At 67.1% G+C, this 20,920-nt stretch carries 19 protein-coding genes; 17 read left to right on the plus strand and 2 right to left on the minus strand.

Features of this window, described 5'->3' with window-relative positions:
- The 11 genes from V6D91_RS11360 to ftsZ form a co-directional block, all read left to right on the plus strand.
- Window positions 1-1,218: UDP-N-acetylmuramoyl-L-alanyl-D-glutamate--2,6-diaminopimelate ligase (locus V6D91_RS11360; RefSeq protein WP_347320609.1), on the plus strand; the 1,218-nt coding region annotated here is incomplete at its 5' end.
- A complete protein-coding gene (murF, locus tag V6D91_RS11365; protein WP_347320611.1) occupies window positions 1,212-2,561 on the plus strand; it encodes a UDP-N-acetylmuramoyl-tripeptide--D-alanyl-D-alanine ligase in 1,350 nt (449 codons plus the stop codon). The genes V6D91_RS11360 and murF, both read left to right, overlap by 7 nt.
- Window positions 2,555-3,637, plus strand: coding sequence for a phospho-N-acetylmuramoyl-pentapeptide-transferase (mraY, locus tag V6D91_RS11370; RefSeq protein WP_347320613.1), 1,083 nt, complete (start codon window positions 2,555-2,557; stop codon window positions 3,635-3,637). The genes murF and mraY overlap by 7 nt, the downstream gene beginning before the upstream one ends.
- A 2-nt stretch (window positions 3,638-3,639) precedes the next feature.
- Complete coding sequence (gene murD, locus V6D91_RS11375; RefSeq protein WP_347320616.1) at window positions 3,640-4,980, plus strand: UDP-N-acetylmuramoyl-L-alanine--D-glutamate ligase; 1,341 nt, start codon at window positions 3,640-3,642, stop codon at window positions 4,978-4,980.
- Window positions 4,977-6,194, plus strand: a complete 1,218-nt coding sequence (gene ftsW, locus V6D91_RS11380; protein WP_347320618.1) for a putative lipid II flippase FtsW — start codon at window positions 4,977-4,979, stop codon at window positions 6,192-6,194. Before murD ends, ftsW begins: the two co-directional genes overlap by 4 nt.
- Entirely contained in the window at window positions 6,191-7,270 is a 1,080-nt protein-coding gene (gene murG, locus V6D91_RS11385; protein WP_347320620.1) for an undecaprenyldiphospho-muramoylpentapeptide beta-N-acetylglucosaminyltransferase, read from the plus strand. The genes ftsW and murG overlap by 4 nt, the downstream gene beginning before the upstream one ends.
- A 26-nt stretch (window positions 7,271-7,296) precedes the next feature.
- The gene (gene murC, locus V6D91_RS11390; protein WP_347320622.1) at window positions 7,297-8,691 is read left to right on the plus strand and encodes a UDP-N-acetylmuramate--L-alanine ligase; all 1,395 of its coding nucleotides are present in this window, start codon (window positions 7,297-7,299) and stop codon (window positions 8,689-8,691) included.
- Window positions 8,688-9,620, plus strand: a complete 933-nt coding sequence (locus V6D91_RS11395; protein WP_347320625.1) for a D-alanine--D-alanine ligase — start codon at window positions 8,688-8,690, stop codon at window positions 9,618-9,620. The genes murC and V6D91_RS11395 overlap by 4 nt, the downstream gene beginning before the upstream one ends.
- A complete protein-coding gene (locus V6D91_RS11400) occupies window positions 9,620-10,390 on the plus strand; it encodes a cell division protein FtsQ/DivIB (protein ID WP_347320627.1) in 771 nt (256 codons plus the stop codon). Before V6D91_RS11395 ends, V6D91_RS11400 begins: the two co-directional genes overlap by 1 nt.
- A gap of 26 nt (window positions 10,391-10,416) precedes the next feature.
- A complete protein-coding gene (gene ftsA / locus V6D91_RS11405) occupies window positions 10,417-11,646 on the plus strand; it encodes a cell division protein FtsA (RefSeq protein ID WP_347320629.1) in 1,230 nt (409 codons plus the stop codon).
- Between the two features lie 64 nt (window positions 11,647-11,710).
- Complete coding sequence (ftsZ, locus tag V6D91_RS11410; protein ID WP_347320631.1) at window positions 11,711-12,823, plus strand: cell division protein FtsZ; 1,113 nt, start codon at window positions 11,711-11,713, stop codon at window positions 12,821-12,823.
- Window positions 12,824-12,899: 76 nt separating this feature from the next.
- On the opposite strand, the gene nadC is transcribed toward ftsZ, so the two are convergent.
- Window positions 12,900-13,739 (minus strand): carboxylating nicotinate-nucleotide diphosphorylase, encoded by an 840-nt coding sequence (nadC, locus tag V6D91_RS11415; protein ID WP_347320632.1) that lies wholly within the window; start codon window positions 13,737-13,739, stop codon window positions 12,900-12,902.
- Between the two features lie 289 nt (window positions 13,740-14,028).
- Between nadC and phoB the strand changes: the two genes are divergently transcribed.
- The 6 genes from phoB (at window position 14,029) to pstB (ending at window position 20,043) form a co-directional block, all read left to right on the plus strand.
- Window positions 14,029-14,721, plus strand: coding sequence for a phosphate regulon transcriptional regulator PhoB (gene phoB, locus V6D91_RS11420; RefSeq protein WP_347320633.1), 693 nt, complete (start codon window positions 14,029-14,031; stop codon window positions 14,719-14,721).
- Window positions 14,721-16,025: a phosphate regulon sensor histidine kinase PhoR gene (gene phoR, locus V6D91_RS11425; protein WP_347320635.1), complete on the plus strand. Its 1,305-nt coding sequence runs from the start codon at window positions 14,721-14,723 to the stop codon at window positions 16,023-16,025. Before phoB ends, phoR begins: the two co-directional genes overlap by 1 nt.
- Before the next feature lie 132 nt (window positions 16,026-16,157).
- Window positions 16,158-17,201 carry a phosphate ABC transporter substrate-binding protein PstS gene (gene pstS, locus V6D91_RS11430; RefSeq protein ID WP_347320637.1) on the plus strand — a complete coding sequence of 348 codons (1,044 nt, stop codon included), beginning with the start codon at window positions 16,158-16,160 and terminating at the stop codon, window positions 17,199-17,201.
- 86 nt (window positions 17,202-17,287) lie between these two features.
- On the plus strand, window positions 17,288-18,298 hold the full coding sequence (pstC, locus tag V6D91_RS11435; RefSeq protein WP_347320639.1) for a phosphate ABC transporter permease subunit PstC: 1,011 nt from the start codon (window positions 17,288-17,290) through the stop codon (window positions 18,296-18,298).
- Window positions 18,299-18,306: 8 nt separating this feature from the next.
- The gene (gene pstA, locus V6D91_RS11440; protein ID WP_347320641.1) at window positions 18,307-19,143 is read left to right on the plus strand and encodes a phosphate ABC transporter permease PstA; all 837 of its coding nucleotides are present in this window, start codon (window positions 18,307-18,309) and stop codon (window positions 19,141-19,143) included.
- A gap of 24 nt (window positions 19,144-19,167) precedes the next feature.
- Window positions 19,168-20,043 (plus strand): phosphate ABC transporter ATP-binding protein PstB, encoded by an 876-nt coding sequence (pstB, locus tag V6D91_RS11445; RefSeq protein WP_347320643.1) that lies wholly within the window; start codon window positions 19,168-19,170, stop codon window positions 20,041-20,043.
- 95 nt (window positions 20,044-20,138) lie between these two features.
- On the opposite strand, the gene phoU is transcribed toward pstB, so the two are convergent.
- Window positions 20,139-20,846: a phosphate signaling complex protein PhoU gene (gene phoU / locus V6D91_RS11450; RefSeq protein WP_347320645.1), complete on the minus strand. Its 708-nt coding sequence runs from the start codon at window positions 20,844-20,846 to the stop codon at window positions 20,139-20,141.
- Window positions 20,847-20,920 lie beyond the last annotated feature (74 nt).

A 20,920-nucleotide genomic window follows, 5' to 3' on the forward strand; every position in this document is an offset into this window, starting at 1 on the left:
GGCCAGCTGGCCGAGCGCTTCTATGGCGAGCCGTCGCGGGAGCTGCGCGTGATCGGCGTCACCGGCACCAATGGCAAGACCTCGGTGACCCACTTCATCGCCCAGGCCCTCGCCCTGGCGGGGCAGCCGTCCGGCCTGATCGGTACCCTCGGCATGGGGCCGTGGGAGGCGCTGCGTCCGGCCACCCACACCACCCCGGACGTCTTGGCCGTGCACGCGGAGCTTGCGCGTCAGCGCGATGCGGGCGTGCGCTACGTGGCGATGGAGGTCTCCTCCCACGCCCTCGACCAGGGGCGGGTGGCCGGGGTGCGCTTCCGTGCCGCGGTGTTCACCAACCTGACCCACGACCACCTCGACTACCACGGCGATCTGCATGCCTATGCACGAGCCAAGTGCCGCCTGTTCGAGGAGCTGCAGCCCCAGGCCTCGATCCTGAACATGGACGACGCCCTCGGCCGCGAGCTGCTGGAAGGCCTGCAGGGGCGCATGCCACTGTGGGCCTATGGCCTTGGGATGCAGCCCTGGTCGGCCGAGGGCGCCTCGGTGGTCGAGGCCCGCCGCCTGCATCTGGATGCCGATGGCATCCGTATCGACCTGCACACGCCGCTCGGGCCGGGGGTGCTCAAGAGCCCGTTGCTGGGCGAATTCAATGCCAGCAACCTGCTCGCCGCGTTCACCACCCTGCTGGAGCTTGGCATGCCGATGGCCGATGCCCTGGCCGTCCTTGGTCGGGTGGAGGCCCCGCCTGGGCGGATGGAGCGCATCATCGCAGCCGGGCGTCCGCGGGTGGTGATCGATTACGCCCACACCCCGGATGCCCTCGACAAGGTCCTGCGCACTCTGCGCCGTCACGCCGCAGGGCGGCTCATCGTCGTGTTCGGTTGCGGCGGCGAGCGGGATGCCGCCAAGCGTCCGCGCATGGGGCAGGTCGCGGCCAGCCTCGCGGACCGCGTGGTACTGACCGACGACAACCCGCGCGGCGAGGATGGCGAGGCGATCATCCAGGCCATCCTGGCGGGGATGCCGGAGGGAATCGACGTGCTCATCGAGCGTGACCGTCGCCGGGCGATCGCCCTCGCCGTGGCGGAGGCGGCACCGGAAGACATCGTCCTCGTCGCCGGCAAGGGGCACGAGGATTACCAGGAGGTTGCCGGGGAACGCCGCCCCTTCAGCGATCGCGCCGTCGTGCTCGAAGTTCTGGGGGAGGCCGCATGTTGAAGATGACCCTTGCCCAGGTGGCCCAGGCCGTGGGTGGCACGTTGCACGGGCCGGCCGACCTTGAGGTGCGTGGTGTATTCACCGATACCCGCAAGCCCGAGGCGGGGGCCTTGTTCGTCGCCTTGCGCGGTCCGCGTTTCGATGCACACGAGTTCCTCGCCACGGCCGCCGAGGCCGGCGCTGCAGCGGCGCTGGTCGAGCGCAGACAGGAGATCGCGCTGCCGCAGATCGTGGTCGACGACACCCGTCTGGCCCTCGGCCGTCTGGCCGCCGCCTGGCGTGCTGGCTGGCCGGGGCGGCTCGTCGCGCTGACCGGCTCCAACGGCAAAACCACCACCAAGGAGATGCTTGCCGCCATCTTGCGCGAGCGTGGACCGACCCTGGCGACGCGCGGCAATCTGAACAATGACATCGGTGTGCCGCTGATGCTCGCGGAGCTCGATCCCGACCAGCCCTTTGCCGTGATCGAGATGGGCGCCAACCATCCCGGCGAGATCGCCTACCTCACCGGGCTGGCCCGCCCCGATGTGGCCCTCATCACCAACACCGGCCGCGCGCATCTGGAAGGGTTCGGTGGGCCGGAAGGCGTCATCCGCGCCAAGGGGGAGATCTACAGCGGGCTCCGCGAGGGGGGCGTCGCGCTGGTCAATGTCGACGACGCCGGCGCCGCCCACTGGCAAGCGCTGAACAAGGACCGGGCCATCCTGACCTTTGGCATGAATCATCCGGCCGACATCCGGGGGTGCTGGCAGGCCGTGCCTGGGGGCGGGCGGCTGGTGCTGCAAACCCCTGGGGGGGAGGTGAGCATCGAGCTGAACGTGGCCGGCGAGCACAACGCCCGCAACGCCCTGGCCGCCGCCAGTGCCGCGCTGGCGCTCGGCTTCGAGCTCGAAGAGGTCAAGGCCGGGCTGGAGTCCTTCGGCGGGGTGCCGGGCCGCCTGCAGCGCAAGCGTGGCCCGGAAGAGAGTGTGCTGTGGGACGACACCTACAACGCCAACCCGGACTCGCTGCGCGCCGGCATCGAGGCCGTGCGCGGGCAGGGCGGGGAGACCTGGCTTGTGCTCGGCGACATGGGCGAACTCGGGCCAGAGGGCGCCGTGCTGCATGCCGAATCCGGCCGCCTGGCCCGTACGCTCGGCGTGGCCCGCCTGTTCGCCGTCGGGCCGCTCGCGCTGCATGCCGCGCAGGCCTTCGGCGCGGGCGCCGCGCATTTCACCACGATTGAAACCCTGGTCGCCGCCCTCGATGAGGCGCTGCGCCCTGGGGTCCATGTCCTGATCAAGGGGTCGCGTTCTTCACGCATGGAGCGTGTGGTCCAAGCCCTGGAGGAGCCTTCATGCTGACCGCCCTGTTCGATCAGCTCAGCCACTTTTACAGCGGCTTCAACGTCTTTCAGTACATCACCCTGCGCGCCATCCTGGGGGTGTTGACCGCGCTGGCGATCGCCCTCTTGGTCGGCCCGTGGATGATCCGCAAGCTCGCGGAGCTGAAGTTCGGCCAGCAGGTGCGCACCGATGGCCCGCAGACCCACCTCTCGAAGTCCGGTACCCCGACCATGGGCGGGGCGCTGATCCTGGTCGCGATCGCCGCCTCCACCCTGCTGTGGGGCAACCTCGCCAACCACTACGTGTGGGTCGTGCTGCTGGTGACCCTGGCCTTCGGCGTGGTCGGCTGGATGGACGACTGGCTCAAGATCAGCAAGAAGAACAGCAAGGGGCTGCCGGCGCGCTGGAAGTATTTCTGGCAGTCGGTGATCGGTCTGACCGCGGCCGTCTACCTCTACGCCAGCGCGCAGACCCCGGCCGAGACCAGCCTGCTCGTCCCGATGCTCAAGGACGTGCTGATCCCGCTCGGCTTCGGCTATGTCGTGCTGACCTATTTCGTCATCGTCGGCACCAGCAATGCGGTCAACCTCACCGATGGCCTGGACGGCCTCGCCATCCTGCCGACCGTGCTGGTGGCCGGCGCCCTGGCGGTGTTCGCCTACCTGACCGGCAACATCAAGTTCGCCGAGTACCTGGGCATTCCCTATGTCGCCGGGGTGGGGGAGCTGGTGGTGTTCTGTGCCGCCATCGTCGGCGCAGGGCTGGGCTTCCTCTGGTTCAATACCTACCCCGCGCAGGTGTTCATGGGTGATGTCGGCGCGCTGGCCTTGGGCGCGGCGCTCGGCACGGTGGCGGTGATGGTGCGCCAGGAGATCGTGCTGTTCATCATGGGCGGGATCTTCGTGCTGGAGACCGTGTCGGTGATGCTGCAGGTGGCCTCGTTCAAGCTCACCGGCAAGCGCATCTTCCGCATGGCGCCCATCCATCATCACTTCGAGCTCAAGGGCTGGCCCGAGCCGAAGGTGATCGTGCGCTTCTGGATCATCACCGTGATCCTGGTGCTGATCGGGCTCGCCACGCTGAAGGTGCGCTAACGATGGGCCAGGCAGCGGACATCCTGATCGTGGGTCTTGGCCAGACCGGGCTCTCGGTGGCGCGTTTCCTGGCGCGGCAGGGGCAGCCCTTTGCCGTGGCCGACAGCCGGATGGACCCGCCTGGACTTCTTGAGCTGCGCGCGGAACTGCCGCAGGTAGCCGTCCATCTCGGCCCCTTTGATGCCCGGCTGTTCGCCACCTTCCGCACCCTGGTGGTCAGCCCCGGCATCGCGGTGGCCGAGCCGGCCATCCAGGCCGCGATGCAGGCCGGCGCGGAGATCATCGGTGACATCGAACTGTTTGCCCGCCATGTCCGCGCCCCGGTTATCGCCATCACCGGCTCGAATGGCAAGAGCACGGTGACCACCCTGGTGGGTGAGCTGTTGGCCGCCGCCGGCAAGCGGGTGGCGGTGGGGGGTAATCTCGGCACCCCGGCGCTCGACCTGCTGGACGGTGAGCCTGCCGAGGTCTATGTGCTGGAGCTCTCCAGCTTCCAGCTGGAGACGACCGCAAGCCTCGCCCCCGCCGCGGCCGTGGTGCTCAATGTGAGCGAGGACCACATGGACCGCTACCCGAGCCTCGCCGCCTATGCCGAGGCCAAGGGCCGGATCTACCCGAAGGCGGCCGTGGCGGTGGTCAACCGTGAGGATGCGTGGAGCCTGCGTCTGGCCGCATCGGCCGGGGTCACGCACCCGGTCAGCTTTGGCTTGGATGCCCCGGCCCCGGGGCAATGGGGGCTGCTCGAGCACGACGGGCAGGTCTGGCTCGCCCAGGGGGATCGGCCGCTGGTGCGCGAGTGTGAACTGACCCTGCGCGGCCGGCACAACATGGCCAATGCCCTGGCCGCCCTGGCCCTCATCGAAGCGGTGGGCGTGGAGCCTGCCATCGTGCTCGACGCCCTGCGCCGCTTCGCCGGGCTGCCGCACCGCAGCCAGTGGGTTGGTCAGTTCGCGGGCCTGGACTGGATCAATGACTCCAAGGGCACCAATGTGGGGGCCACGGCGGCGGCGCTGGCCGGGCAGACCGCGCCTGTGGTGCTGATCGCCGGTGGGCAGGGCAAGGGCCAGGACTTCACCGCGCTGCGCCCGCTGCTCGCCGCCAAGGCCCGTGGAGTGGTGCTGATCGGTCAGGACGCTGACCTGATCGAGGCAGCCTGGGCGGGTGTGGCGCCTATCGTCCGCGCCAAGGACATGGGCGAGGCGGTGGAGCGTGCGGTCGAGCTGGGGCAGCCCGGCGAGGTGGTGCTGCTCTCGCCGGCTTGTGCGAGTTTCGACATGTTCAAGGGTTACGCCCACCGGGGCGAGGTCTTCGCCGCCGAGGTTCGCCGGAGGTTCAGCGCATGAGCCAGCCGCTGGTGACCGACCGCTCCGCCACCCGCCTCGATCCCGCCGAGGCGGCCAAGCGCCCCCCGCTCGCGCTCCGCGGCGAGGGCACCCGCATCGACGGCCTGCTGCTGGTGGCCGCGCTCGGGCTCTTGAGCGTGGGCCTCGTGATGGTGACCTCCGCCTCGGTGGCCCTGTCCGACAAGATCGGCTCGCCCTACCACTACGCCCTCCGCCAGGCCCTGTTCGCGGCAGCGGGGCTTGTGCTGGGCATGTACACCCTCTGGCGGGTGGATCTCGCCTTCCTGGAGCGGCATCGCTACCTGTGGCTGCTGCTGGCGTGGCTGGTGCTGGTCATGGTGCTGTTGCCGGGCATCGGCCACGTGGTCAATGGCTCGCGTCGCTGGATCGGCTTTGGCCCCATCAACCTGCAGGCCTCCGAGCCGGCGCGCCTGCTTTTGATCTTCTATCTCTCCGCCTATCTCGCGGCCAAGCGCGAGCTGGTGAGCACCACCCTCAAGGGCTTCGGCATGCCGATCATTGCGCTGGTGGTGGCCGCAGGGCTCTTGATGCTGGAGCCGGATCTTGGCGCCACGGTCGTGTTGATGGCCACCGGCCTGACCATGCTGTTCCTCGCCGGTGGCCAACTGCGCTGGATGATCCTGCTGATCCTTGGCGGCGTCGGCCTGCTCTACCTCGCCGTGGTCCTCGAGCCCTACCGCATGCGTCGCCTCACCGGCTTCGCCGACCCCTGGGCCGACCCGCTCGACACCGGCTTCCAGCTGTCCATGGCGCTGATCGCCATCGGTCGCGGCGGCTGGACCGGCGTGGGCCTGGGGGAGAGCGTACAGAAGCTGTTCTACCTGCCCGAGGCGCACACCGACTTCATCTTCTCGGTGTTGGCCGAGGAGCTGGGGTTGCCGGGGATGGTGGGACTGATCCTGCTCTACGGCCTGTTCCTTACGCGCGGCTTCGCCATTGGCCGGCTGGCCGAGCAGGTGGGGCTGCCGTTCGGGGCCTTCATGGCCTACGGCATCAGCACCTGGATCGGGCTGCAGGCCTTCATCAACATGGGCGTGAACATGGGCCTTTTGCCGACCAAGGGCCTGACCCTGCCATTTCTCAGCTATGGCGGCAGCTCCCTGGTCATGATGTGCATCGCCACGGCGCTGCTGCTTAGGGTCTATCACGAGGCGACCGATCCGGTGCGACTGGCACGGAGGATGACCCCATGAGCCGCCCGGTGTTGATCATGGCCGGTGGCACCGGCGGTCACATCCTGCCGGCCCTGGCGGTCGCGCGGCTGTTGCGCGAGCGGGGCATCCCCGTGCTGTGGCTGGGCAGCCGGGGGGGCATGGAGGCGCGGATGGCGCCTGAATCAGGGTTCGAGCTTGCTGAAGTGGAGATCGGCGGGGTGCGCGGCAAGGGCTTGGGCACGCGTCTGGCCGCGCCCTGGCGCCTGCTGAAGGCCGTGCTCCAGGCCATGGCGATCATGCGGGCCCATCGTCCGCGCCTGGTGCTGGGCTTCGGCGGCTTCGTCGCCGGCCCCGGCGGCCTGGCGGCGCGGTTGCTCGGTATTCCGCTGGTGATCCACGAGCAGAACGCCATCGCCGGGCTGACCAACCGGGTGCTCGCCCGGCTGGCCAACCGGGTGCTGGCAGGCTATCCCGGCGCGTTTGCGGCGGGGGCGGAGGTCATCGGCAACCCCGTGCGTCCGGACATCGCCGCCCTGCCGCCGCCGGAGGAGCGCATGGCCGGGCGGCAAGGCCCGCTGCGCCTGTTGGTGGTGGGGGGGAGCCTCGGGGCACGCGCCCTGAACGAGACCGTGCCGCAGGCCCTCGCCCTGCTCGCCCCTGAGGAGCGCCCCGAGGTCTGGCACCAGGCGGGCGGCAAGATGCTCGAGGAGGCCTGTGCCGCCTACGGGCGTGCGGGCGTGGCCGCGCGGGTGGAGCCGTTCATTGCCGACATGGCGGCGGCCTACGGCTGGGCGGATCTGGTGCTCTGCCGCGCCGGGGCCTTGACCGTGGCTGAACTCGCCGCGGCGGGGGTGGGCAGCCTCCTGGTGCCCTTCCCGCATGCGGTGGATGACCACCAGACTCACAACGCCGCCGTGCTGGCCGAAGCCGGGGCGGCGGAGATCATTCAACAACACGAACTGACCGCCGTACGGCTGGCCGAGCGGCTGCGCGCCCTGGGGCGTGATCGCGCGCTCCTGGTGGAGATGGCCCGCCGCGCGCGCGCCCAGGCGCGTCCGGATGCTGCCGGGCGCGTGCTTGCGCTGTGCGCGCCCTGGCTTGAGGAGAATGCATGACCCCGCTTTTGAACCACAGACCCCCGATGCGTCGCGTGCGCCGCATCCACTTCGTCGGCATCGGCGGAGTGGGGATGAGCGGCATTGCCGAGGTGCTGCTCAACCTCGGCTACATGGTCAGCGGCAGCGACGTGGCCGAGAGCGCCTCGGTGCGCCGCCTGCGCGAGCGCGGGGCGCAGGTGTGGATCGGCCATGATGCCGAGCTGGTGCATGGTGCCGACGTGGTGGTCACCTCCACCGCCGTGAGCGCGGACAACCCGGAGGTGGCCGAGGCCCGAGTGCAGCGCATCCCGGTCATCCGCCGTGCCGAGATGCTGGCCGAGCTGATGCGCTTCCGCTACGGCATCGCGGTGGCCGGCACGCACGGCAAGACCACCACCACCAGCCTGGTCGCCTCCCTGCTGGCCGAGGGGGGGCTCGACCCCACCTACGTCATCGGCGGCCGGCTCAACAGCAGCAACAGCCACGCGCGCCTCGGGGCGGGGCATTACCTGGTGGCCGAGGCCGACGAGAGCGATGCCTCCTTCCTGCACCTGCAGCCGATGATCGCCATCGTCACCAACATCGATGCGGATCATCTGGAGACCTACGGCGGCGACTTCGAGCGCTTGAAGGACACCTTCGTCGAGTTCCTCCACAACCTGCCGTTCTACGGCATGGCGGTGCTGTGCGGGGATGATCCGGTGGTGCGTGAGCTTTTGCCCCGTGCCGCCCGCCCGGTGGTGACCTACGGCTTTGCCGAGGGCAATGACGCCCGCGCCGTCGACGTGCAGGCGGAGGGGCGTGGCATGCGCTTCACGGTCATGCTGCCGGGCGTCGAGCCCTTCGAGGCACGCCTCAACCAGCCGGGCCGACACAACGTGCTCAACGCCCTCGCGGCCATGGTGGTGGCGCACGAACTCGGGGTGGAGGTTGCGGCCATGCAGCGCGCCCTGGCCGGCTTCCAGGGCATCGGCCGGCGTCAGCAGTCCTATGGCACCGCCTGCGCGGACGGCCGCCGGATCGAGCTGATCGACGACTACGGCCACCACCCGCGCGAGATCGCCGCCACGCTGGAGGCGGTGCGTGGGGCGTACCCCGGCCGCCGCCTGGTGCTGGCCTTCCAGCCGCACCGTTACACCCGTACCCGTGACCTGCTGGACGACTTCGCCACCGTGCTGTCCGAGGCCGACGTGCTGCTGCTGACTGAGGTCTATGCCGCGGGCGAGGCGCCGATCCCCAACGCCGACGGCCGCGCCCTGGCGCGCGCGGTGCGGGCGCGCGGGCGGCTGGAGCCGGTGTTCGTGGACAAGGTGGAGGAGATGCCGGAGATCCTCGCGGGGCTTCTGCACGACGGCGATGTGTTGCTGGTGATGGGGGCGGGCAATATCGGCCAGCTGGCCCCGCGTCTGGCCGAACTGTGGCGCGAGGAGGGCGCATGAACATCGAGGCACAACGATTCGGCAAGGTGGCGGTGCTCTACGGTGGCTGGTCCGCCGAGCGCGAAGTCTCGCTCAAGAGCGGGCAGGCCGTGCTCGCGGCCCTGCAGGCGCGCGGGGTGGATGCGCATGGCATCGACGCCGGTCACGATGTGGTCGAGCGGCTCAAGGCCGGAGGCTTCGATCGCGCCTTCATCGTCATGCACGGCCGTGGCGGTGAGGATGGGGTGATCCAGGGGGCGCTGGAGCTGATCGGGCTGCCCTACACCGGCAGCGGCGTGCTGGCCTCCGCGCTCGGCATGGACAAGCTGCGCACCAAGCAGCTGTGGCTCGGCGCGGGGCTGCCCACCCCGGCCTTCCGCGTGCTGGAGAGCACGGCGGATGCCGGGCGAGCGGCCGATGCGCTGGCCCTGCCGCTGATGGTCAAGCCCGCGCTGGAGGGCTCGAGCATCGGCATGAGCAAGGTGTGGCAGGCCAGCGAGCTTGCGGCGGCCTTTACCAAGGCCGCAGGCTTCGGCCCGGTGCTGGCGGAGCAGTTCATCGAAGGCAGCGAGTACACCGTCGCCATCCTCGGCGAGCGCGCCCTGCCGCCGATCCGGCTGGAGACCAGTCACGACTTCTACGACTTCGACGCCAAATACATCGCCAACGACACCCGCTACCACTGCCCCTGCGGCCTGCCGCCCGAGGCGGAGGCCGAGCTCAAGGCCCTTGCCCTGGCCGCCTTCCGCGCGGTGGGGGCGCGTGGCTGGGGGCGGGTGGATGTGATGCGGGATGCCGAGGGGCGCTTCTGGCTCCTGGAGATCAATACCGTGCCGGGCATGACCGACCATAGCCTGGTGCCGATGGCCGCCCGGGCGGACGGGATGGACTTCGAGGCGCTGGTGCTGGCCATCCTCGCCACCACCCTCGGGCAGGAGGCCGCAGGCTGATGGCAGGCCTGGCCGCCGCCCGCCCCGTGCCCCAGGCCCGGCCGCGGCGTCGCCTGCCGTGGGGGCTGATCGGTCGGCATACCCTGCACCTCGTGGTGCTGGGGGGGATGGTGGCGCTGCTGACCTGGGGCTGGCGCACGCTGCACGACCCGTGGACCTTCCCGATCCGGGTGGTGAAGGTGGATGGCGAGCTCAAACGTCTGCCGCCCATGGCTGTGCAGGCGGCGGTGGACAACCACCTCAACGGGATGAGCTTCTTCGGCCTGGACCTCGATGGCGTGCTGGAGGGGCTGGGGGGGCTGGCGTGGGTGCGTGACGCCCGGGTGCGCCGCGAGTGGCCGGACACCCTGCACCTGTGGGTGGAAGAGCACACCCCGCTGGCGTTGTGGCGCGGCGATGCGGTGTTGACCGCCGATGGCACGCTGATCTATCCGGACATGGGCGGCGAACTTTCCGGTCTGCCTGCCCTGAGTGGTCCGGATGGGCGCGAACAGCGTCTGTGGGAGCGCTTCAAGGACTTACGCCAGCAGCTTGTGGCGGTCGGCCTCAAGCCGCAGGCCCTGCGGGAGGATCAGCGCGGCTCGCTGACCGTGGTGCTGGACAATGGCACAGCGATCCGCATGGGACGGGTGGATACCGAGGAGCGCCTGCGTCGCTTCCTCGAGGTGTACGACAAGACCCTCGCACCGAGAATCGACGAGGTGGCCGAGGTCGATCTGCGCTATGCGCATGGATTCAGTGTCCGCTGGAAGACCTCTTCCGGCGGTTAGGTTCAACGAGTTAAGGGCGTTTTTGCATGTCCAAGAAAACCGACAAGAACCTCGTGGTGGGGCTCGATATCGGCACTTCCAAGGTGGTTGCCATCGTCGGCGAGGTGGGGAGCGACGGTGCGATCGAGGTCATTGGCCTCGGTCAGAGCGCCTCGCGCGGGCTCAAACGCGGGGTGGTGGTGGACATCGAATCCACCGTGCAGTCCATCCAGCGCGCGGTGAGTGAGGCGGAGCTGATGGCCGACTGCCAGATCCATGCCGTGCGCGCGGGGATCGCGGGCAGCCATGTGCAGAGCCGCAACTCGCACGGCATCGTCGCGATCAAGGAGCAGGAGGTCACTCAGGACGATGTGGACCGCGCCATCGACGCGGCACGCGCCATTGCCCTGCCCGCCGACCAGCAGATCATCCACGTGCTGCCGCAGGAATTCATCATCGATGGCCAGGAGGGTATCCGCCAGCCGATCGGCATGTCCGGCGTGCGCCTGGAGGTGAAGGTGCACCTGGTCACCGGCGCGGTCAGCGCGGCGCAGAACATCAGCAAGTGCATCGAGCGCTGTGGCCTGCGGGTGGACGAGATGATCCTCGAACAGCTCGCCAGCGCCGACGCGGTGCTGCATGACGACGAGCGCCAGCTGGGGGTCTGCCTGGTGGACATCGGTGGCGGCACGACCGACATGGCGGTGTTCCTCGATGGGGCCATCCGCCATACCGCGGTGATCCCGATCGCGGGTGACCAGGTCACCAACGACATCGCCGTCGGCCTGCGCACGCCGACCCAGTTCGCCGAGAAGATCAAGCTTGAGCACGCTGCCCTGGGGCACGACCCTTCCGGCAGCGAGTTCATCGAGGTGCCGAGCGTGGGCGACCGCCCGGCGCGACGCCTCTCGCGCAACAGCCTGGGCGAGATCGTCGAGGCGCGCTACGAGGAGATCCTCATGCACGTGCGCGAGGAGCTCCGCCGCAGCGGCTTCGAGGAGCGCGTCACCGCGGGCGTGGTGCTCACGGGGGGCTGTGCGCTGATGGATGGGGCGGTGGAATTGGCCGAGGAGATCCTGCACATGCCGGTTCGCTTAGGTGTTCCGCAGCGGGTGTCGGGCATGAAGGATGTGGCGCGCAATCCGATGCATGCCACGGGGGTGGGTTTGCTGCTGTTTGGTCAGGGGGGCGTCCGTCCTTCGACCGTACGGCGCCAGCCAGCTTCAGGCGCCTCCACGTGGGAGCGCATGAAGAGCTGGTTCCAGGGCAATTTCTGACAACGGTTTCTGGTTTGGTTTTTTTGACCTTCGGGGCAGAGAAAAGGGGGAAGTGGAGATGAACATGTTTGAACTGGTCGATTCGTATTCCGACAGCGCCAACATCAAGGTGGTCGGCGTCGGCGGTGGCGGTGGCAACGCCGTGGCGCACATGCTGCAGACCGCCATCGAGGGGGTGGACTTCATCTGCGCGAACACCGACGTGCAGGCGCTGAAGAAGTCGCAGGCCCGCGTGCAGCTGCAGATCGGCGCCAACATCACCAAGGGCCTGGGCGCGGGAGCCAACCCGGAGCTTGGCCGTCAGGCCGCGCTGGAGGATCGTGACCGCATCCAGGAGGTGCTCTCCGGCGCCGACATGGTGTTCATCACCACCGGCATGGGTGGTGGCACCGGCACCGGTGCGGCCCCGGTGATCGCGCAGATCGCCAAGGACATGGGCATCCTCACCGTGGCGGTGGTCACCAAGCCCTTCCCGTTCGAGGGCAAGCGCCGCATGGAGCAGGCCATGCAGGGCATCCGCGAACTGGAGAAGCAGGTGGACTCGCTGATCGTCATCCCGAACGAGAAGCTGCTCGCGGTGATGGGCAAGTCGGCCTCGCTGATGGATGCCTTCAACGCCGCCAATGACGTGCTCTACTCCGCGGTGCAGGGCATCTCCGAGCTGATCACCCGTCCGGGACTGATCAACGTGGACTTTGCCGACGTGCGCACCGTGATGGAGAGCATGGGCACGGCGATGATGGGCACCGGCTCGGCCAGCGGCGAGAACCGTGCCCGCGAGGCTGCCGAGGCCGCCATCCACAGCCCGTTCCTGGAGGACATCGAACTGATGGGCGCGCGCGGCATCCTGGTCAACGTCACCGCCGGCCCCGACCTCACCATCGGCGACTACAACGAGATCGGCGAGATCATCCGCGAGATGGCCGCCGAGGACGCCAACGTCAAGATCGGCACCGCGATCGACATGGACATGGCCGGCGAGATCCGCGTCACCGTCGTGGCCACCGGCCTCAACGCCAAGCAGGCGGCCCAGGGCGAGCGGCCGCGCGTGGTGGTCAACAACGAGGGCCGTGCCCAGCTGCGCGCCGAGCCGGTCGCCGCCCCCATGGTAGGTAACACCGCGCTCAACCTGGATCTGGTCGACATCCCGGCCTTCCTGCGTCGCCAGGCCGACTGACCCTTCAGCCAGCCAACACATCCTCAAGGGGCCTGCGGGCCCCTTTGTCTTGGGAGCGTCCCGCGCTGCTTGCCGCTCAAAGCCCGTCGAAACGCATCGACAGATCGATGGCCTGGATGTCCTTGGTCAGGCTGCCGATGGAGATGAAGTCGACGCCGGTTTCGGCGATGGCGCGCACGGTCTCCAGGGTCACTCCACCCGAGGCCTCCAGTTCGGCGCGGCCGGCGGTCAGGCTGACGGCCGCGCGCAATGTGTCGAGGTCGAAGTTGTCGAGCAGAATGCGCGGCACGCCGGCCATTAGCGCCTCCTCCAGCTGCTCCAGGTTCTCCACTTCCACCTCGATGGGCACGCCCGGACTCTGGTGGCGGGCATGGACCACGGCGGGGGTGATGCCGCCGGCTGCGGCAATGTGGTTCTCCTTGATCAGGATGGCGTCAAAAAGCCCCATGCGGTGGTTCCAGCCGCCGCCGCAGGTCACGGCGTACTTTTGCGCCTGACGCAGGCCCGGCAGGGTCTTGCGCGTGTCGAGGATGCGCGCGCGGGTACCATGCACGGCGCGGACGAACTTGTGTGTGCGGGTGGCGGTGGCGGACAGGGTCTGGATGAAGTTCAGCGCCGCGCGCTCTCCGCTGAGGATGCCGCGTGCAGGGCCGTGCAGGGTGCAGAGCAGGGCGCCTGGGGCGAGGTGGTCGCCATCGGCCGCCGCCCAGCGTACCTCGATGCGGGGGTCGACCTGGCGGAACACTTCGTCGAACCAGGCCGCTCCGGCCAGATGCATATGCTCGCGGGTGATCACGCGCGCCTCGGCGAACACCGTTTCCGGGACCAGCTGGGCAGACAGGTCGCCGCTGCCGATGTCCTCCTCGAGGGCGCGGGTGACGTCCTGACGGATAATCTGGGCGGATGGCAGGTTCATGGCGGTTCTCCTTGGCTGTCGGGACAATGGTAGCGCCCGGGGGGCTGCGACCCTAGCAGGTTGTTGAAAAAGGGCTTCCTGCCCTTTTTCAACTCGCCCCGTCGCGGCGCATGTCCGCGACGGTCTCCGCAGATCAATCACTTAGAGTGATTGATCTGCGTGCAAGCCTTCCATGGCTTGTGTTAACAGGCCGTTGAAAGACTTTTTCAACGGCCTGCTAGCCTGTCATGTAAGTGTCACGCTATTGTCGTAAAAACAGCGCGCAATATGACATCGCTGTGAGGTCACCATGTCCGGCAAGACCATTCTGATCGTTGAAGACGAGAAGCCCATCCGCGAGATGGTGAGCTTCGCCCTTGGCCGGGCGGGCTACACCCTGGTGGAGGCCGGCGACATCGCCGAGGCCTTCGAGTGTCTGGCCCGTCAGGTTCCGGACCTGATCCTGCTCGACTGGATGCTGCCGGGCGCGAGCGGTTTGGAACTGGCCCGCCGGCTGAAGAAGGACGAGCTCACCCGTGATGTACCGATCATCATGCTCACCGCCCGCGGAGAGGAAGAGGACAAGGTCACCGGGCTCGAAGCCGGCGCCGACGATTACATCACCAAGCCCTTCTCCCCGCGCGAGCTGCAGGCGCGCATCAAGGCTGTCCTGCGGCGCGCGACGCCGGAAGGTGAGAGCACGGTGATCCGGGTCGACGGGCTGGAGCTGGATGCCGGCGGGCACCGGGTCACGGCCCAGGGGCAGTCGCTGGAGATGGGGCCGACCGAGTTCCGTTTGCTCGAGTTCTTCATGACCCATCCCGAGCGGGTTTACAGCCGTGGCCAGCTGCTCGACCGCGTGTGGGGGCGCAACAGCTTCGTCGAGGAGCGGACCGTGGACGTGCACATCCTGCGCCTGCGCAAGGCCCTCTCGCCGAGCGGGCATGACGCCATGATCCAGACCGTGCGCGGCGCGGGCTACCGCTTCTCCAGCCGCGTCTGATGCCGGGGGGCTTGCGCGCGGAAATCCTCCTGGTCGGGGCCCTGGCCGCCGTAGGGCTCGTTTTCGGCGTGTTGTCGGGGCATGTCTGGGCGGGGCTGAGCCTGGGCCTCGCGCTGGTCGTCATGCGCCTGTTGTGGGTGGTGGCGCGCCTGGCCCGCTGGCTGGAGCGGCCCGAGACCCCACCTAGCCGCTATGCCGGTGGTTGGCTGGCGGACCTCGGCCAGCGCCTGCGCCGCGCTCGCGCCGCCCAACGCCGGCGCGAGCGCCGCTGGTTGCGCCTGATCCGCGAATACCGCCGCGCTGCGGATGCCTTGCCGGATGCCGTGGTGGCCCTTGATGCGGACAACCGCATCCTCGGCTTCAATCCGCCCTCCCGCCAGCAGCTCGGCCTGCGCCAGCGCGACGTGGGCCTGCCCATCGACCACCTGATTCGCCAGCCGGCCTTCATTGACTACCTGCATAGCGAGGACTGGTTGCGCGATGTCGAGGTGCCGGCCAGCGATGATCCCGAGCGCGTCCTCAACATGCACATCTTCCCCTACGTGCAGGGGCGCCGGCTGCTGGTCGCGCGCGACGTGACCCGCCTGCAGCGCCTGCAGGCGATGCGGCAGGACTTCGTCGCCAATGTCTCGCACGAGTTGCGCACCCCCTTGACCGTGCTGGCGGGGTACATCGAGACCCTGCTCGATACAGGGGATGAGTTGCCTGACGAGTTGCTGCGCATCCTCGAGCACATGCACCTGCAGTCCGAGCGCATGCGGCGCATCGTCGAGGACCTGCTCCTGCTCTCGCGCCTGGAAACCACCTCGCCGAGCGAGGACCAATTCGAGCCGGTCAACGTGTCGGCGATGCTGGACTCCATCGCGGGCGTCGCCGAGCAGCTGAGCGCGGCAGAAAAACACCTCATCGTGCGCGAGATCGACCCCGCCCTTGGCATGCGCGGCATACCGCGCGAACTCGACAGCCTGTTCTCCAACCTGGTGTTCAACGCCGTCAAATACACCCCCGCGGCGGGGGTGATCAGCGTGCGCTGGTTTGCGGATGAGCGCGGTCTGGTGTTTGAGGTGCAGGATACGGGCATCGGCATCGCCCCGCAGCACATCCCGCGCCTGACCGAGCGCTTCTACCGCGTTGACGTGGGGCGTTCGCGCGCGCGCGGCGGCACCGGGCTCGGACTCGCCATCGTCAAGCATGTCCTGTTGCGCCACCAGGGGCGGCTGGAGATCGAGAGCGCGCTCGGCAAGGGCAGTGTGTTCCGCTGCATTTTCCCGACCGCGCTGGCGAACTCCCGGGCCTTGTCATAAAACCTTCATGATTCCTTCATGGAATAGACACGCCCTGCCGCGAAGATGCCCCTCGAGCTTATGCTTCCCAAGGCCATTTGATTGACCGGGCCGAGGCCGGGTCGACCAGCCAACCGAACTGAGGAATAGACCATGACCATGTTTCGCATGACCCTGATTGCCGGCGCCGTGCTGGCAGCTGGTGCCGTTCAGGCCGCCGAGGTGACCACCATCAACGGTGCGGGTGCGACCTTCCCGTACCCGATCTATGCCAAGTGGGCCGAGGCCTACAACAAGGAAACCGGCGTCAAGCTGAACTATCAGTCCATCGGTTCCGGTGGTGGTGTCAAGCAGATCATTGCCAAGACCGTGGACTTTGGCGCCTCCGATGACGCGCTGTCGCCCGAGAAGCTGGCCGAGCACGGCATGACCCAGTTCCCGGCCGTTATGGGTGCCGTGGTTCCGGTGGTGAATCTGGCTGGTATTGAAGCCAACCAGCTGAAGATGGATCAGGAGGTGCTGGCCGATATCTATCTGGGCAAGATCACCAAGTGGAATGATCCGAAGATCGCCGCCCTCAACCCGGGCGTGGCTCTGCCGGACAAGCTGATCTCCGTGGTTCGTCGCTCCGATGGCTCGGGCACCACGGCGGTGTTTACCAACTACCTGGCCAAGATCAGCCCGGAGTGGAAGGAGAAGGTTGGCGAGGGTAAGGCCGTCAACTGGCCGGTCGGCATGGGTGGCAAGGGCAACGAGGGTGTTGCTTCTTACGTCAAGCAGATCGACGGCGCCATTGGCTATGTCGAGTCTGCCTACGCCAAGCAGAACAAGCTGGCCACCGTGCAGATGAAGAACAAGGCGGGCAATTACGTCAGCGTCAGCTCCAAGTCCACCGCTGCTGCCGCAGCCAGCGCTGACTGGAAGGGCGCTACCGACTTCTACCTGTGGCTGACCGATGCTCCGGGCGCAGATGCCTGGCCGATCGCCAACCAGACCAACATCCTGGTGTATAAGGAGCCGAATGACTGCGCCCGCACCGAGGCCGTGCTGAAGTTCTTCGACTGGTCCTGGAAGCATGGTGCCAAGATGGCGGAAGAGCTCGAATACGTGCCGCTGCCCAAGGAGCTGGTCGAGCAGGTCGAGGCGTCCTGGAAGGCCAACATCAAGTGTGAAGGCGTCGCCGCGATCATCAAGTAAGGATGTTACAATCCGCGCCCATGGACGGGCGCAGTCCGGGGTTCAGGCATCCCTGAACCCCTTCTTATTTCAGAGGCCTGCGAGCCATGTCCAACTCCATTGAAAGCGCCATCAACGAGGTCGACATACCCATGCCCATGGAACGTTCCTCGCGCAGGTTCGCGCTAGGCGATCTCGCCTTCCGCTGGACCGCGCTGTTCTTCGCTTTCCTGGTGCTGCTGCTGCTCGCGGGCATCATCTTCATGCTGGTGCAGGGTGCCATGCCGGCCTTCAAGGCGTTTGGCCTGGACTTCCTGACCAACGAGACCTGGAACCCGGTCAAGGATGAGTACGGTGCCTGGGCGCCGATGATGGGCACCCTGATCGCCGCCCTGATCGCCATGATCATCGGCCTGCCATTGTCCTTTGGCATCGCCATCTTCATTACCGAAATGGCCCCGCAGTGGCTCAAGCGCCCGGTTGGCACGGCCATCGAACTGCTCGCGGCGGTGCCGTCGATCATCTACGGCATGTGGGGGCTGTTCTTTTTTGCCCCGTTCTTTGCCAAAAACATCCAGCCGGTCCTGGTCGCCACCCTCGGCAACGTGCCGTTGATCGGTGCACTGTTCCAGATGCCCCTGGTCGGTGGTGCCAGCGGGGTGAGCGTGCTCACCGCCGGTATCATCCTCGCCCTGATGATCGTGCCCTTCATGGCTTCGGTGATGCGCGATGTATTCGACATCGTCCCGAGTGTCCTGAAGGAGTCGGCTTATGGCATCGGTGCCACCACCTGGGAAGTGGTGTGGAACGTCGTGCTGCCCTATACCAAGGCCGGTGTGGTCGGTGGCGTCATGCTCGGCCTGGGTCGGGCGTTGGGCGAGACCATGGCGGTCACCTTCGTGATCGGCAACGCCACCGTGCTGGCGACTAGCCTGCTGGAGCCGGGTAACACCATCGCCGCGAAGCTGGCCAACGAATTCAATGAGGCCGACGGTCTGCAGATGGATTCCTTGGTCGCGATGGGGCTGATCCTGTTCGTCATCACCTTCATCGTCCTGATACTGTCCAAGCTGATGCTGATGCGCCTGGCGGCCACCCAGGAAGGGCGCAAGACCTAAAGGAAGCCATGATGGAACTCTACACCCGCCGCCGCCTGATCAATCGCATCAATATGACCGCCTCGGTGCTGACCACCCTGGTGGGCCTGTTCTTCCTTGCCTGGATCCTCACTGTACTGGTCATGAAGGGGGTTTCGGTCATCAACTGGGATCTGTTCACCCAGATGACCCCGCCTCCCGGTGGCCAGGGCGGTATTGCCAATGCCTTGATCGGCAGCTTGATGCTGACCCTTGCCGCGGTGGTCATCGGCACACCGATTGGCATCCTGGCCGGCACCTACCTGGCCGAGTACGGCAAGCGTGGCGCCTTCCCCGAGATCGTGCGCACCATTAACGATGTGCTGCTGTCCGCGCCGTCGATCATCATTGGGGTGTTCGTCTACGAGCTGATCGTGATACGCCAGGGACACTACTCCGGCTGGGCTGGGGCGGTGGCGTTGGCGATCATCGTGATCCCGGTGGTGCTGCGTACCACCGAGAACATGCTCAAGCTGGTGCCGACCCCGATGCGCGAGGCCGCCGCGGCGCTGGGCGCGCCGCAGTGGATGGTCATCATGCAGGTGGTGTACAAGGCGGCGCTCGCGGGCATGGTGACCGGCGTCATCCTCGCCACCGCGCGCATCACCGGCGAGACCGCGCCGCTGCTGTTCACCGCGCTGAACAACCAGTTCTGGACCTTGAACATGAACGAGCCGATCGCCAACCTGCCGGTGGTGATCTTCCAGTTTGCCATGAGCCCGTATGACGACTGGCGCGAACTCGCCTGGGCAGCCGCGCTGCTGATCACGGTCCTGGTCCTTGGCATGAACATTCTGGCGCGCAGCCTGTTGCGCGGCCACAAGTAATTCCAGTAAACGGAGAACCCGAGCATGAGCACCACGGCGACATTGCAGGGCGGCGGCGTGAACTTCGACATGTCCGCGGCTGTCGGCGCCAGCATGCATCATGGCCATGCCCTGACCGAGAAGGTTGATGGCATCCGTCACGTTGAGCATCCCAAGCTCACCCTGCGCAACCTGAACTTCTTCTACGGCAAGTTCCAGGGGCTGCACGGTATCAGCATGAATGTGCCGGATCGCCAGGTTACCGCCTTGATCGGCCCGTCCGGCTGCGGCAAGTCCACCCTGCTGCGCACCATGAACCGCATCTATGACCTCTACCCCGGCCAGCGCGCCGAGGGCGAGATCATCATGGATGGCAGGAATCTGCTCGAGAAGGGCGTGGATGTGAACCTGCTGCGCGCCAAGGTCGGCATGGTGTTCCAGAAACCGACTCCGTTCCCGATGTCGATCTACGACAATGTGGCCTTCGGCGTGAAGCTGTACGAGAAGCTGTCCAAGTCGGAAATGGACGACCGCGTCGAGTGGGCGCTGCAGAAGGCGGCGATCTGGGACGAGGTGAAGGACAAGCTCAAACAGTCCGGTACCGCGCTCTCAGGCGGCCAGCAGCAGCGCCTGTGCATCGCGCGCAGCATTGCGGTGAAGCCCGAGGTGATCCTGTTCGATGAGCCGACCTCGGCCCTGGATCCGATCTCCACCCTCAAGATCGAGGAGCTGATCCACGAGCTCAAGACCGAGTTCACCGTGGTGATCGTGACCCACAATATGCAGCAGGCGGCGCGGGTGTCCGACTACACCGCCTTCATGTACCTCGGCAGGTTAGTGGAATACGATCACACCAACATCATCTTCACCAAGCCGGGCAAGAAGGAAACCGAGGACTACATCACCGGCCGCTTCGGCTGAGTGGTGTGCTGGGCTGAAACGAGAAAGGGGCCGACGGCCCCTTTTTGATGTCCACCGCCTGTGTGCAGCGGTGGGGGAGCGGAGGAGGGCTGGTCTCAGCCGGTCACTTCGCGCAGCATGTCCTCGTGGGTCAGGTGGCGCACGTCCTTGCCCTTGACCAGGAAGATCACGTATTCGCACAGGTTGGTGACGTGGTCGCCGATGCGCTCGATGGCGCGCAGGCACCACAGGATGTCGAGGCTGACGTCGATGGTGTTCGGGTTTTCAGCCATGTGCTTCATCAGTTCCTTGAGGGCCTTCTTGTAGGTCTGGTTGACCTCCAAGTCCTCGCCGCTGATGCGTGCGGCAGCCTCGGCATCCATACGCGCGAAGGCGTCCAGCGCCTCGTGCAGCATCTTCTGGACCTGCTCGCCCATGGCGCGCAGGTCTTCGACGAAGCTGAAGCCGTCCAGCACTGGGGCGAGCGCGAGCGACAGGCGGCCGATCTTCTCCGCCTTGTCGCCGATGCGCTCGAGGTCGGTGATGATCTTGATGATGGTGAACAGGAAGCGCAGGTCGTTGGCGGTCGGCTGGCGCAGGGCGATGGTCTGGACCACCAGTTCGTCGATCTTGACCTCGAACTCATTGACCTTGTAATCCCCGGTGGCTGCGGATTGGCCGAGTTCGGCGTTATGCTCGAACAGGGCGCGCAGGGCGCTGTCGACCTGTTGCTCGACCAGCCCCCCCATGGTCATCACCATGCCTCGGGCTTGCTGGAGCTCGAGGTCATAGACGCGGGTAATGTGTGGGGTCTGCTTGTCCATGGGGTCTCCTGGCGTGGCACGATTGCTCGCCATGCGGCGAATGGGCTAGGGTATATCAGGGCATTTGATGCCCC

The sequence above is a fragment of the Thiofaba sp. EF100 genome (assembly GCF_039822285.1).
Classification (GTDB): domain Bacteria; phylum Pseudomonadota; class Gammaproteobacteria; order Halothiobacillales; family Halothiobacillaceae; genus Thiofaba.

Coding starts and splice junctions, on each gene's coding strand:
- murF (WP_347320611.1), top strand. CDS start 1,212: ATGTTGAAGATGACCCTTGCCCAGGTGGCCCAGGCCGTGGGTGGCACG.
- mraY (WP_347320613.1), top strand. CDS start 2,555: ATGCTGACCGCCCTGTTCGATCAGCTCAGCCACTTTTACAGCGGCTTC.
- murD (WP_347320616.1), top strand. CDS start 3,640: ATGGGCCAGGCAGCGGACATCCTGATCGTGGGTCTTGGCCAGACCGGG.
- ftsW (WP_347320618.1), top strand. CDS start 4,977: ATGAGCCAGCCGCTGGTGACCGACCGCTCCGCCACCCGCCTCGATCCC.
- murG (WP_347320620.1), top strand. CDS start 6,191: ATGAGCCGCCCGGTGTTGATCATGGCCGGTGGCACCGGCGGTCACATC.
- murC (WP_347320622.1), top strand. CDS start 7,297: ATGCGTCGCGTGCGCCGCATCCACTTCGTCGGCATCGGCGGAGTGGGG.
- V6D91_RS11395 (WP_347320625.1), top strand. CDS start 8,688: ATGAACATCGAGGCACAACGATTCGGCAAGGTGGCGGTGCTCTACGGT.
- V6D91_RS11400 (WP_347320627.1), top strand. CDS start 9,620: ATGGCAGGCCTGGCCGCCGCCCGCCCCGTGCCCCAGGCCCGGCCGCGG.
- ftsA (WP_347320629.1), top strand. CDS start 10,417: ATGTCCAAGAAAACCGACAAGAACCTCGTGGTGGGGCTCGATATCGGC.
- ftsZ (WP_347320631.1), top strand. CDS start 11,711: ATGTTTGAACTGGTCGATTCGTATTCCGACAGCGCCAACATCAAGGTG.
- nadC (WP_347320632.1), bottom strand. CDS start 13,739: ATGAACCTGCCATCCGCCCAGATTATCCGTCAGGACGTCACCCGCGCC.
- phoB (WP_347320633.1), top strand. CDS start 14,029: ATGTCCGGCAAGACCATTCTGATCGTTGAAGACGAGAAGCCCATCCGC.
- phoR (WP_347320635.1), top strand. CDS start 14,721: ATGCCGGGGGGCTTGCGCGCGGAAATCCTCCTGGTCGGGGCCCTGGCC.
- pstS (WP_347320637.1), top strand. CDS start 16,158: ATGACCATGTTTCGCATGACCCTGATTGCCGGCGCCGTGCTGGCAGCT.
- pstC (WP_347320639.1), top strand. CDS start 17,288: ATGTCCAACTCCATTGAAAGCGCCATCAACGAGGTCGACATACCCATG.
- pstA (WP_347320641.1), top strand. CDS start 18,307: ATGATGGAACTCTACACCCGCCGCCGCCTGATCAATCGCATCAATATG.
- pstB (WP_347320643.1), top strand. CDS start 19,168: ATGAGCACCACGGCGACATTGCAGGGCGGCGGCGTGAACTTCGACATG.
- phoU (WP_347320645.1), bottom strand. CDS start 20,846: ATGGACAAGCAGACCCCACACATTACCCGCGTCTATGACCTCGAGCTC.